Origin of the sequence: Streptomyces sp. Y1 (genome assembly GCF_041053115.1) — a bacterium.
In the GTDB taxonomy this organism is placed as follows: domain Bacteria; phylum Actinomycetota; class Actinomycetes; order Streptomycetales; family Streptomycetaceae; genus Kitasatospora; species Kitasatospora rubellomurina.
Genome location: NZ_CP163445.1, coordinates 1,013,228 through 1,025,972 on the forward strand (window position 1 = coordinate 1,013,228; position 12,745 = coordinate 1,025,972).

General features: G+C 67.7%; 6 protein-coding genes and 2 rRNA genes. 3 read left to right on the forward strand and 5 right to left on the reverse strand.

All coding sequences use genetic code 11. The features are described 5' to 3' along the window. Nucleotides 1-12: 12 nt before the first annotated feature. Nucleotides 13-3,128, reverse strand: a 23S ribosomal RNA gene (locus tag AB2U05_RS04250). 259 nt (nucleotides 3,129-3,387) lie between these two features. After that, a 16S ribosomal RNA gene (locus AB2U05_RS04255) occupies nucleotides 3,388-4,911 on the reverse strand. Together the 16S and 23S rRNA genes form the textbook arrangement of a ribosomal RNA operon. Nucleotides 4,912-5,563: 652 nt before the next feature. Here AB2U05_RS04255 and AB2U05_RS04260 point away from each other — a divergent pair. Further along, nucleotides 5,564-6,013, forward strand: a complete 450-nt coding sequence (locus AB2U05_RS04260) for a PTS glucose transporter subunit IIA (protein WP_045705418.1) — start codon at nucleotides 5,564-5,566, stop codon at nucleotides 6,011-6,013. A gap of 78 nt (nucleotides 6,014-6,091) precedes the next feature. Further along, nucleotides 6,092-7,762: a phosphoenolpyruvate--protein phosphotransferase gene (ptsP, locus tag AB2U05_RS04265; protein WP_045711787.1), complete on the forward strand. Its 1,671-nt coding sequence runs from the start codon at nucleotides 6,092-6,094 to the stop codon at nucleotides 7,760-7,762. 66 nt (nucleotides 7,763-7,828) lie between these two features. Here the strand turns inward: ptsP and AB2U05_RS04270 are convergent, their stop codons facing one another. From AB2U05_RS04270 to AB2U05_RS04280, 3 genes are all read right to left on the reverse strand, one after another. Then, complete coding sequence (locus AB2U05_RS04270) at nucleotides 7,829-9,847, reverse strand: acetoacetate--CoA ligase (protein WP_369182469.1); 2,019 nt, start codon at nucleotides 9,845-9,847, stop codon at nucleotides 7,829-7,831. 116 nt (nucleotides 9,848-9,963) lie between these two features. Further along, entirely contained in the window at nucleotides 9,964-10,524 is a 561-nt protein-coding gene (locus AB2U05_RS04275) for an NUDIX domain-containing protein (protein ID WP_045705424.1), read from the reverse strand. A gap of 77 nt (nucleotides 10,525-10,601) precedes the next feature. After that, nucleotides 10,602-11,594 (reverse strand): NUDIX hydrolase, encoded by a 993-nt coding sequence (locus AB2U05_RS04280; RefSeq protein WP_045711789.1) that lies wholly within the window; start codon nucleotides 11,592-11,594, stop codon nucleotides 10,602-10,604. Nucleotides 11,595-11,773: 179 nt separating this feature from the next. On the opposite strand from AB2U05_RS04280, the gene mmuM reads away from it, so the two are divergent. Then, nucleotides 11,774-12,718: a homocysteine S-methyltransferase gene (mmuM, locus tag AB2U05_RS04285; RefSeq protein WP_369185893.1), complete on the forward strand. Its 945-nt coding sequence runs from the start codon at nucleotides 11,774-11,776 to the stop codon at nucleotides 12,716-12,718. Nucleotides 12,719-12,745 lie beyond the last annotated feature (27 nt).

Below are 12,745 nucleotides of genomic sequence, written 5' to 3' on the forward strand. Positions count from 1 at the left end.
ACGCGAGCAACTGAGGACAAGCCCTCGGCCTATTAGTACCGGTCAACTCCACCCCTCACAGGGCTTCCATACCCGGCCTATCAACCCAGTCGTCTACTGGGAGCCTTACCCTCTCAAGGAGGTGGGAGTGCTCATCTCGAAGCAGGCTTCCCGCTTAGATGCTTTCAGCGGTTATCCCTCCCGAACGTAGCCAACCAGCCATGCCCTTGGCAGAACAACTGGCACACCAGAGGTTCGTCCGTCCCGGTCCTCTCGTACTAGGGACAGCCCTTCTCAACACTCCTACGCGCACAGCGGATAGGGACCGAACTGTCTCACGACGTTCTAAACCCAGCTCGCGTACCGCTTTAATGGGCGAACAGCCCAACCCTTGGGACCTACTCCAGCCCCAGGATGCGACGAGCCGACATCGAGGTGCCAAACCATCCCGTCGATATGGACTCTTGGGGAAGATCAGCCTGTTATCCCCGGGGTACCTTTTATCCGTTGAGCGACGGCGCTTCCACAAGCCACCGCCGGATCACTAGTCCCTACTTTCGTACCTGCTCGACCCGTCAGTCTCACAGTCAAGCTCCCTTGTGCACTTACACTCAACACCTGATTGCCAACCAGGCTGAGGGAACCTTTGGGCGCCTCCGTTACCCTTTAGGAGGCAACCGCCCCAGTTAAACTACCCACCAGACACTGTCCCTGATCCGGATCACGGACCCAGGTTAGACATCCAGCACGACCAGAGTGGTATTTCAACGACGACTCCCACCCAACTGGCGTTGGGCTTTCACAGTCTCCCACCTATCCTACACAAGCCGAACCGAACACCAATATCAAGCTATAGTAAAGGTCCCGGGGTCTTTCCGTCCTGCTGCGCGAAACGAGCATCTTTACTCGTAATGCAATTTCACCGGGCCTATGGTTGAGACAGTCGAGAAGTCGTTACGCCATTCGTGCAGGTCGGAACTTACCCGACAAGGAATTTCGCTACCTTAGGATGGTTATAGTTACCACCGCCGTTTACTGGCGCTTAAGTTCTCAGCTTCGCCTCGACGAATCAAAGCTAACCGGTCCCCTTAACGTTCCAGCACCGGGCAGGCGTCAGTCCGTATACATCGCCTTACGGCTTCGCACGGACCTGTGTTTTTAGTAAACAGTCGCTTCTCGCTGGTCTCTGCGGCCACCCCCAGCTCGGAGTGCAAGACTCGTCACCAGGAATGGCCCCCCTTCTCCCGAAGTTACGGGGGCATTTTGCCGAGTTCCTTAACCATAGTTCACCCGAACGCCTCGGTATTCTCTACCTGACCACCTGAGTCGGTTTGGGGTACGGGCCGCCATGAAACTCGCTAGAGGCTTTTCTCGACAGCATAGGATCATCCACTTCACCACAATCGGCTCGGCATCAGGTCTCAGCCTAATGAGTGACGGATTTGCCTATCACTCGTCCTACACCCTTACCCCGGGACAACCACCGCCCGGGCTGGACTACCTTCCTGCGTCACCCCATCGCTCACCTACTACCCCGTTGGGTCACCGGCTCCACCACTTCCCTTTGCCCGAAGGCTCCGGGACGGCTTCACGGGCTTAGCATCAGAAGGTTCAGCGTTGGCGCTTCAAAGCGGGTACGGGAATATCAACCCGTTGTCCATCGACTACGCCTGTCGGCCTCGCCTTAGGTCCCGACTTACCCTGGGCAGATCAGCTTGACCCAGGAACCCTTGGTCAATCGGCGCAAGAGTTTCCCACTCTTGTATCGCTACTCATGCCTGCATTCTCACTCGTATACCGTCCACGACTGGTTTCCACCGCCGCTTCACCCGGCACACGACGCTCCCCTACCCATCACAACAGGCGTTGGCCCTATAGTTGCAATGACACGACTTCGGTGATGTGCTTGAGCCCCGCTACATTGTCGGCGCGGAATCACTTGACCAGTGAGCTATTACGCACTCTTTCAAGGGTGGCTGCTTCTAAGCCAACCTCCTGGTTGTCTCTGCGACTCCACATCCTTTCCCACTTAGCACACGCTTAGGGACCTTAGTCGGTGTTCTGGGCTGTTTCCCTCTCGACCATGGAGCTTATCCCCCACAGTCTCACTGCCACGCTCTCACTTACCGGCATTCGGAGTTTGGCTAAGGTCAGTAACCCGGTGAGGCCCATCGCCTATCCAGTGCTCTACCTCCGGCAAGAAACACGTGACGCTGCACCTAAATGCATTTCGGGGAGAACCAGCTATCACGGAGTTTGATTGGCCTTTCACCCCTAACCACAGGTCATCCCCCAGGTTTTCAACCCTGGTGGGTTCGGTCCTCCACACGGTCTTACCCGCGCTTCAACCTGCCCATGGCTAGATCACTCCGCTTCGGGTCTTGGGCATGCAACTCAGTCGCCCTATTCGGACTCGCTTTCGCTACGGCTACCCCACACGGGTTAACCTCGCTACACACCGCAAACTCGCAGGCTCATTCTTCAAAAGGCACGCAGTCACGGCCACCAGCAAGCTGATGACGACGCTCCCACGGCTTGTAGGCACACGGTTTCAGGTACTATTTCACTCCGCTCCCGCGGTACTTTTCACCATTCCCTCACGGTACTATCCGCTATCGGTCACTAGGGAATATTTAGGCTTAGCGGGTGGTCCCGCCAGATTCACACGGGATTTCTCGGGCCCCGTGCTACTTGGGAGATGAGCAAGCAAGCCGTACAGATTTCGTCTACGGGGGTCTTACCCTCTACGCCGGACCTTTCGCATGTCCTTCGACTACCCATACGGTTTCTGACTCGCCGACCGGCCGGCAGACCGATCAAGCTCATTCCCACGACCCCGCATTGGCAACCCCTGCCGGGTCTCACACCAAACGGTTTAGCCTCATCCAGTTTCGCTCGCCACTACTCCCGGAATCACGGTTGTTTTCTCTTCCTGCGGGTACTGAGATGTTTCACTTCCCCGCGTTCCCTCCACACTGCCTATGTGTTCAGCAGCGGGTGACAGCCCATGACGACTGCCGGGTTTCCCCATTCGGACACCCCCGGATCAAAGCTCGGTTGACAGCTCCCCGGGGCCTATCGCGGCCTCCCACGTCCTTCATCGGTTCCTAGTGCCAAGGCATCCACCGTGCGCCCTTAAAAACTTGGCCACAGATGCTCGCGTCCACTGTGCAGTTCTCAAACAACGACCAGTCACCCACCTCAACAAGCATGGGACCGGCAACCACTGAGACAACGTTTCCGTTCCCTCAGGACCCAACAACGTGCCCGACACAGTCAATCCCCGACCACGTTCCACGCCCGAAGGCAGTACTAACGATCCGATCTCTTCCTGTGCCGAATAGTCAACGTTCCACCCATGAGCGAGCACTCCGGGACATTCGCCCGAAGCTGCTATGTGCTCCTTAGAAAGGAGGTGATCCAGCCGCACCTTCCGGTACGGCTACCTTGTTACGACTTCGTCCCAATCGCTGGTCCCACCTTCGACGGCTCCTCCCCTTACGGGTTAGGCCACCGGCTTCGGGTGTTACCGACTTTCGTGACGTGACGGGCGGTGTGTACAAGGCCCGGGAACGTATTCACCGCAGCATGCTGATCTGCGATTACTAGCAACTCCAACTTCATGGGGTCGAGTTGCAGACCCCAATCCGAACTGAGGCCGGCTTTTTGGGATTCGCTCCGCCTCACGGCATCGCAGCCCTTTGTACCGACCATTGTAGCACGTGTGCAGCCCAAGACATAAGGGGCATGATGATTTGACGTCGTCCCCACCTTCCTCCGAGTTGACCCCGGCAGTCTCCTGTGAGTCCCCATCACCCCGAAAGGCATGCTGGCAACACAGAACAAGGGTTGCGCTCGTTGCGGGACTTAACCCAACATCTCACGACACGAGCTGACGACAACCATGCACCACCTGTATACCGACCACAAGGGGGCACCCATCTCTGGATGTTTCCGGCATATGTCAAGCCTTGGTAAGGTTCTTCGCGTTGCGTCGAATTAAGCCACATGCTCCGCTGCTTGTGCGGGCCCCCGTCAATTCCTTTGAGTTTTAGCCTTGCGGCCGTACTCCCCAGGCGGGGAACTTAATGCGTTAGCTGCGGCACCGACGACGTGGAATGTCGCCAACACCTAGTTCCCAACGTTTACGGCGTGGACTACCAGGGTATCTAATCCTGTTCGCTCCCCACGCTTTCGCTCCTCAGCGTCAGTAATGGCCCAGAGATCCGCCTTCGCCACCGGTGTTCCTCCTGATATCTGCGCATTTCACCGCTACACCAGGAATTCCGATCTCCCCTACCACACTCCAGCCTGCCCGTATCGAATGCAGACCCGGGGTTAAGCCCCGGGCTTTCACATCCGACGCGACAGGCCGCCTACGAGCTCTTTACGCCCAATAATTCCGGACAACGCTCGCACCCTACGTATTACCGCGGCTGCTGGCACGTAGTTAGCCGGTGCTTCTTCTGCAGGTACCGTCACTTGCGCTTCTTCCCTGCTGAAAGAGGTTTACAACCCGAAGGCCGTCATCCCTCACGCGGCGTCGCTGCATCAGGCTTTCGCCCATTGTGCAATATTCCCCACTGCTGCCTCCCGTAGGAGTCTGGGCCGTGTCTCAGTCCCAGTGTGGCCGGTCGCCCTCTCAGGCCGGCTACCCGTCGTCGCCTTGGTGGGCCGTTACCCCACCAACAAGCTGATAGGCCGCGGGCTCATCCTGCACCGCCGGAGCTTTACACCCAGGAGCATGCACTCCCAGGTCATATCCGGTATTAGACCCCGTTTCCAGGGCTTGTCCCAGAGTGCAGGGCAGATTGCCCACGTGTTACTCACCCGTTCGCCACTGATCCACCCCGAAGGGCTTCACCGTTCGACTTGCATGTGTTAAGCACGCCGCCAGCGTTCGTCCTGAGCCAGGATCAAACTCTCCGTGAATGTTTACCGGTAATCCGGTCCACACCCGCGTTGAGCGGCACGGCAACCACCGGAATAGGGCGGCCCCGCGCACTGCGTCCTCGCTAGTGTTTATTTCAAAAGGAATCTCCAACCCCAGGAAACCTGAGGCCGGGGATGTCAACATATCTGGCGTTGACTTTTGGCACGCTGTTGAGTTCTCAAGGAACGGACGCTTCCTTCGAGCCGCCTTCCAGCGGGCCCTCCGGGCTTCGTTCTTTCGTGTTTCCAGCTTATCAGATGTTTTCCGCTCCGTTTACCGGGGCTATTCGCATCTGAAATCTGGTGTTAACCGCGGAGTCGCGGCGACTCGACCAACCATAGCGGGTCGCCGAGCGGAGCGCGAATCGGGACGCGTCCGGAGTCACCCGGGCGGCGGCATGATTTGTTGCTCTCGCGAGCATATACAGCAATGGTCTCGATTCGCCAAGATGCCTGTAGAGTGCGGCGCATCGGCCAAGAGGACTAGACCACTAGCGGCCGGTGGGTCGCCGGCCGACAGGGCGGGTGGGGCGGGGAGCTTCGCCCGGGAATGTCAGCAGATGTCTGAAGTTGGCATGAATTAGGCTTCAGTTGATCGTCGCGCCGCTGCTCGCGGCCGCTCGCTAGTACTGCGCACTTGGGAGGCACAACCATGACCACTGTGACGTCGCCGCTGACTGGTCGGGTCGTCGGGCTCGCGAACGTTCCGGACCCGGTGTTCTCGGGTGCGATGGTCGGCCCCGGCACCGCGGTGGACCCGGTGCGCGAGCCCACCGAGGCGCTCGCTCCGGTGGACGGCATCGTCGTCTCCATGCACCCGCACGCGTTCGTGGTCGTCGACGACGAGGGTCACGGTGTGCTGACCCACCTCGGCATCGACACCGTGCAGCTGAACGGCGAGGGCTTCGAACTGCTCGTCAACAAGGGCGACAAGGTGGTCCGCGGCCAGGCCGTCATCAAGTGGAACCCGGCCGCCGTCGAGGCCGCCGGCAAGTCCCCGATCTCCCCGATCGTGGCGCTGGAGGCGACCGCGGACTCGCTGGGCAGCGTGCGCGAGGACGGCGAGGTCCAGGCTGGCGGCGAGCTGTTCAGCTGGAGCTGAGCCCCTCCCCTCTCTTTCCCCCACACCCGCCCCGCCGGACGAAGCCGGGGCGGCCCGGCATTCAGCGGAGAACAGGTAATGGAGAAGACACTGCGCGGCGTGGGTGTCAGCCACGGGGTCGCGATCGGCCAGGTGCGGCACATGGGCACGGCGGTCCTGGAGCCCCCGGCCACCCGGATCCCGACCGAGGACGCACCGCGCGAGCAGGCTCGTGCGCAGGCCGCCGTCGATGCCGTCGCCGCGGACCTGATCGCGCGCGGCAACCTGGCGGGCGGTGAGGCGCAGGGCGTGCTGGAGGCCCAGGCGCTGATGGCGCAGGACCCGGAGCTGATGGCCGACGTCGCCCGCCGGATCGCGGTCGGCAGCAGCGCCGAGCGCGGCGTGTACGACGCCTTCGCCGCCTACCGCGCGCTGCTCGCCTCCGCCGGCGAGTACCTGGCCGGGCGGGTCGCCGACCTGGACGACGTGCGCAACCGGATCGTGGCGCGGCTGCTGGGCGTGCCGATGCCCGGCGTTCCGGACAGCGACGAGCCGTACGTGCTGTTCGCGCGGGACCTCGCGCCGGCCGACACCGCGCTGCTCGACCCGACGCTGGTGCTCGGCTTCGTGACCGAGGAGGGCGGGCCGACCAGCCACAGCGCCATCCTGGCGCGGGCGATGGGCGTGCCGGCCGTGGTCGCGCTGCCGGGTGCGGCGGACGTCGCCGAGGGCACCGTCGTCGCGGTGGACGGCAGCACGGGCGACGTGCTGCTCGACCCGACGCGGGAGAAGCAGGACGAGCTGCGGGCGATCGCCGCCGAGCGCAAGGCCGCGCTGGCCGCCTCCTCCGGGCCGGGGCAGACCTCGGACGGCCACCGGGTGCCGCTGCTGGCCAACGTCGGCGGCCCGGCGGACGTGCCGGCGGCGCTGGAGAACGGGGCGGAGGGCGTCGGCCTGTTCCGCACCGAGTTCCTGTTCCTGGACGACTCGGCGAAGGCTCCCAGCGAGGAGAAGCAGGTCGAGGCGTACCGCAAGGTGCTGGAGGCCTTCCCGGAGGGCCGGGTCGTGGTGCGCGTGCTGGACGCGGGCGCCGACAAGCCGCTGGACTTCCTGACCCCGGCCGACGAGCCGAACCCGGCGCTGGGCGTGCGCGGTCTGCGCACCCTGCTCGAGCACCCCGAGGTGCTGCGCACCCAGCTGCGGGCGCTGGCCACGGCGGCCGAGGGCCTGCCGGTGCACCTCGAGGTGATGGCCCCGATGGTGGCCGACCGCAAGGACGCCGGGGACTTCGCGCAGGCCTGTCGCGAGGCCGGGCTGGACGCCAAGTTCGGTGCCATGGTGGAGATTCCGTCCGCCGCGCTGCGGGCCCGGGCGATCCTGCAGGAGGTCGAGTTCCTCTCGCTGGGGACCAACGACCTCGCCCAGTACACCTTCGCCGCCGACCGTCAGGTGGGCGCGCTGGCCCGGCTGCAGGACCCGTGGCAGCCGGCGCTGCTCGACCTGATCGCCGCGGCCGCCGAGGCGGCCCGGGTCGCCGGGAAGAGCTGCGGGGTCTGCGGCGAGGCCGCCTCCGACCCGCTGCTGGCCGTGGTGCTGACCGGCCTGGGCGTCACCAGCCTGTCGATGGGCTCGGCGTCGATCCCGTACGTGCGCTCCTCGCTCGCCAAGTACACCCTGGCGCAGTGCCGCCGGGCGGCCGAGGCGGCCCGGGCGGCGGACAGCGCCGAGGAGGCGCGGGCCGCGGCGCAGCAGGTGCTGTCCGGCGAGTAGCGGGGACAGAGACAAGAAGGGGCGCTCCCCCACCGTCGTGGTGGGAGAGCGCCCCTTCGGCGTTGCTCAGGCCTGGCGGTCGCGGCGGACCTGCTCGAAGAAGCGCAGGTGGTCGATGTCGTCGACGGAGCCGGGGTTGACGGCCTGCTCCAGCGGGGTGCCGGAGAGGATGCGCTTGACCGGGACCTCGATGCGCTTGCCGGTGAGGGTGTGCGGCAGGCCGCGGACGGCGATCACCTCGTCGGGGACGTGGCGCGGGGACAGTTCGGTGCGCAGCGAGGTGCGGATGCGCCCGATCAGGCCCTCGTCCAGCTCGGCGCCGGGGGCGAGGACGACGAACAGCGGCATCCAGTAGCCGCCGTCCGGCTCCTCCAGGCCGATGACCAGGGACTCGGCGATCTCGGGGAGGCGCTCGACGACCTCGTAGATGTCCGAGGAGCCCATCCGGACGCCCTGGCGGTTGAGGGTGGAGTCGGAGCGGCCGTGGATGACGACGGTGCCGCGGGAGGTCACGGTGATCCAGTCGCCGTGGCGCCAGATGCCCGGGTACACGTCGAAGTAGCTGTCGTGGTAGCGGGTGCCCTCGGGGTCGTTCCAGAAGCCGGTGGGCATGGACGGGATCGGCCGGGTGACGACGAGCTCGCCGACCTCGTCGGTGTGCGGGCGGCCCTGGACGTCCCAGGACTCGACGGCCGCGCCGAGGCAGGGGGCCTGGATCTCGCCGAGGTACACCGGGAGGGTCGGGACGCCGCCGACGAAGCAGGAGCAGACGTCGGTGCCGCCGCTGACGGAGGCGAGCCAGACGTCCTCCTTGACCTCGTCGTAGATCCAGCGGAAGCCGTCCGGCGGGAGCGGGGAGCCGGTGGTGCCGATGCAGCGGACTGCGGAGAGGTCGAGGTCGCGGCCGGGGTGCAGCTCGGCCTTGCGGCTGGCGATCACGTAGGCGGCGGAGGTGCCGAGGACGGTGGCGCCGGTGCGGGCGGCGACGGACCACAGGGCGCCGGTGTCGGGGTGGCCGGGGCTGCCGTCGTAGGTGACGATCGTGGCTCCGACCAGGAGGCCGGCCAGCAGGAAGTTCCACATCATCCAGCCGGTCGAGGTGTACCAGAGGAAGCGGTCCTGCGGGCCGAGGTCGAGGTGGAGGCCGGCCTGCTTGAGGTGTTCGAGCAGGATGCCGCCCTGGCTCTGGACGATGGCCTTGGGCAGGCCGGTGGTGCCGGAGGAGTAGAGGACCCAGAGCGGGTGGTCGAAGGGGACGGGCTCGAAGACGGGCTCGACGTCGTCGGCGACCAGGTCGTCCCAGTGCAGGGCGCCCTCGGGGGCGGGGGCGCCGAGCAGCGGGACGTGCACGACGGTGTGCAGGCTGGGGAGTTCGCGGCGCAGCTCGGCGACGACGTCGGTGCGGTCGTGGTCCTTGCCGCCGTAGTGGTAGCCGTCGATGGCGAAGAGGACGGCGGGCTCGATCTGCTGGAGGCGGTCGAGGACGCTGCGGGCGCCGAAGTCGGGGGCGCAGCTGGTCCAGATCGCGCCGACCGCGGCGGTGGCGAGGAGGGCGACGGCGGCCTGCGGGACGTTGGGCAGGTAGGCGCTGACGCGGTCGCCGGGGCCGATGCCGCGGGCGCGCAGGGCGGCGGCCAGGGAGCCGACCTGGCGGCGCAGTTCGGACCAGGTGAGGACGGCGGGCTGCTCGGTGGTCTCGTCGAGGTGCAGGATCGCCGGGCGGTCGGCGTTGGCGGCGTCCTCGGCGGCGCGCAGGGCGTGCTCGGCGTAGTTGAGGCGGGCGCCGGGGAACCAGCGGGCGCCGGGCATGGCCGCGTCGGCGAGGACGGCCTCGGGGGCCTGGGTGAAGCGGACGTCGAACCACTGGGTGACGGCCGTCCAGAACCGGTCGAGGTCGGCGGTGGACCAGGCGTGCAGGTCGGCGTAGCGCTGGGCGGCCTGCTGGTCGTCCTCGGCCGGGGCGAGCGGGGCGGCCGGGGCGCCGTGGTGTTCGGCGGCCCAGGCCTGGAAGGCCACCAGGCTGGTGGCCGCGGCGCGCTCGGGGTCGGGGCGCCAGAGGGGTCGGTCCTGGGGTGGGGTGCTCACGGTGGTGGTCTCCCGGCCGGTGGTGGGGACGGGAGAGCTGGTGGCACCCCGTCCGGTTGGGCTGTCGGAGCAGACCATGCCATGTGCGCGCCCGCCGCGCCAGGGTCGGCCGGCGGTCAGCGGAGGGTGACTTCGCGGTCGAACTCGCCGTTGAACCAGGAGCGCAGGACGTTGGTGTGGAAGTCCCAGACGAGGGTGGTGTCGGCGGTGGCGAGCTGCCAGCCGTCGGTCTCGTCGGTGGGGAGCGAGGGCGGGAGTTCGGCGAGCGGGCGGGCGGGAAGCAGGCCGCAGAGGAAGACGAAGCGGCCGTTGGGGTCGGAGGCGGTGGTGATCAGGGTGACCTCGGCCGGGTCGGCCTTGATGCCGGTCTCCTCGCGCAGCTCGCGGACGCAGGCCTGCTGCCAGGTCTCGCCGTAGTCCATGTAGCCGCCAGGGAAGGCGAGTTCGCCGTAGCCGGGTTCGATGGTGCGGCGGATGACGACCAGGGCGGGGTCGGCGTCGGGGCGGGTGACGGGGAGGACGGCGATGGTGACGGGCAGCGGGTTGCGGTAGCTGATCTCGGCGCAGCCGGGGCAGGTCCGGGGCCACTCCCGGGTGCCGGCCGGGTAGGCGGTGCCGCAGAAGTGGCAGTGGGAGTGGGGTCGGTGGGCCGCCTGGTGCGCGTGATCGGTGGTCATGGCCCGAGGGTAGCTCGCGGGGCGGGCCGGGCGGGCGGGTATGGCGGAGACCGGCTCGGCCGCGAACTGCCGGTCGGTCAGCCGGAGTCCGGGCCGGTGTCGGGCCGGCCGACCGCGTCGGGGCCGTCCGCGTCGGGGCCGCAGTCCCGGGTGGGGCGGAGCAGGGCGGGGTGCAGGAGGCTGGCGTCGCCCGCGTGGTACGTCCGGGCGCGGGGGCCGCCGCGGGTGCCGGTGCGCTGGGTGGTGGCGCCGGTGCCCTCGACGAAGCCGGGGACGGAGAGGACCTTGCGGTGGAAGTTGCCGGGGTGGAGCTTCTCGTCCCAGACGGCCTCGTAGACGGCGCGCAGGTCCGGGATGGTGAAGTCGTGGGGCAGGAAGGCGGTGGCGAGCGGGCTGTACTCGAGCTTGGCGCGCACCCGGTCGAGGCCGTCGGCGAGGATGCGGGCGTGGTCGAAGGCCAGCCGGATCGGCTGCCGCGCGGCCGGGCCGGGGCCGCTGGGCCCGCCGACACCACCCCCGTGGGAGTCGGCGGGCCCAACGGCGGCTCGGGGGCGGCAGCTGGGCCGCGTGGGCAGGTCGAGGTCGGCGACCGGGTGCCAGGCGGCGGCCGCGGCGTCCGTCCCGGCCTGCGGGTCGGGGAGGTCGGGGGCGAAGGCGAGGTAGGCGACCGAGACGACGTGCATGCGCGGGTCCCGGTCGGGGGCGCCGTAGGTGCCGAGCTGTTCGAGGTGGAGGCGGCAGAGTGCGGCCTCGGTCTCGGAGGCGCCCTGGAGGCCGGTCTCCTCGGCGAGCTCGCGGGCGGCGGCCTCGTGCAGGCCCTCCTCGCCGGCGCGCAGGAAGCCGCCGGGCAGGGCCCAGCAGCCCTGGTAGGGCGGGGCGCCGCGCTCGACGAGCAGGACGTGCAGGCTGCCGCGGCGCATGGTCAGGGCGACCACGTCGACGGTGACGGCGATCGGCGTGTAGGCGCGCGGGTCGTACGCGGCGAGCCACTGCTGCTCGTCCGGCGGGGCGGCGGGCCGGCTCGCGGGCTCGCCGACGGGCGCGGCGGTCGTGTCGTCGTCCGCTGTCATGGTCGGCTCCTCTCCGCGCTCGCCCGGAAACCTGCGGCTGTCGTTCTCTGGCTGAGCACAACGTAGCGAAGGCGTTCCCGGGCGGCAAACGGTTTTCCCGGCCGGAGGCCCGAAGCCGGGCCCTAGGCTGGTGATCGGTGGGAACCCCGCCCGAGGAGACCGCGCCCGAGGAGGCCGACATGCCCGCTGCTCCCCCGCCGGACTTCGCCGCGGCCCTGGCGGCCGGGCCGCTGGTGCTGGACGGCGGGATGTCGAACCAGCTGGCGGCGGCCGGGCACGACCTGTCGGACGAGCTGTGGTCGGCGCGGCTGCTGGCGGACGATCCGCAGGCCGTGGTGGCCGCGCACCGGGCGTACTTCCAGGCCGGGGCGGACGTCGCGATCACCGCGAGCTACCAGGCGAGCTTCGAGGGCTTCGCCCGGCGCGGGGTGGGCCACGCGCAGGCTGCCCGGCTGCTGGCGAGCAGCGTGGAGCTGGCCCGGGAGGCGGCGCGGTCGGAGCCGGGCGGCCGGCGGCGCTGGGTGGCGGCTTCGGTGGGCCCGTACGGGGCGGTGCTGGCGGACGGTTCGGAGTACCGGGGGCGGTACGGGCTGAGCGTGGCGGAGCTGGCGGCCTTCCACCGGCCGCGGCTGGAGGTGCTGGTGGCGGCCCGGCCGGACGTGCTGGCGCTGGAGACGGTGCCGGACGTGGACGAGGCGCGGGCGCTGCTGGGGCTGCTGCGCGGGTCGGAGGTGCCGGCCTGGCTGTCGTACAGCGTCGTCGGCGACCGGACCCGGGCCGGGCAGTCGCTGGCGGAGGCGTTCGCGCTGGCGGCGGAGGTGGACGAGGTGCTGGCGGTGGGCGTGAACTGCTGCACGCCGCAGGACGCGGACCGGGCGGTGGCGCTGGCCGCCGGGGTGACCGGGAAGCCGGTGGTGGTGTACCCGAACAGCGGGGAGGAGTGGGACGCGGGCCGGCGGGGCTGGCGCGGCGAGCCGACGTTCCGGTCCGCGCGGGTGGGCGGCTGGCTGGCGGACGGCGCGCGGCTGGTGGGCGGCTGCTGCCGGGTCGGGACGGACGGGATCGCCGCGCTGGCGGCGGAGGTGACGGTGCTCAGGGTGCAGGAACCGGGCGCGGTGGGCTGAATTCGCGTCGCGGAGGCCGAAAAGGGT

Coding starts and splice junctions, on each gene's coding strand:
- mmuM (WP_369185893.1), top strand. CDS start 11,774: ATGCCCGCTGCTCCCCCGCCGGACTTCGCCGCGGCCCTGGCGGCCGGG.
- ptsP (WP_045711787.1), top strand. CDS start 6,092: ATGGAGAAGACACTGCGCGGCGTGGGTGTCAGCCACGGGGTCGCGATC.
- AB2U05_RS04260 (WP_045705418.1), top strand. CDS start 5,564: ATGACCACTGTGACGTCGCCGCTGACTGGTCGGGTCGTCGGGCTCGCG.
- AB2U05_RS04280 (WP_045711789.1), bottom strand. CDS start 11,594: ATGACAGCGGACGACGACACGACCGCCGCGCCCGTCGGCGAGCCCGCG.
- AB2U05_RS04275 (WP_045705424.1), bottom strand. CDS start 10,524: ATGACCACCGATCACGCGCACCAGGCGGCCCACCGACCCCACTCCCAC.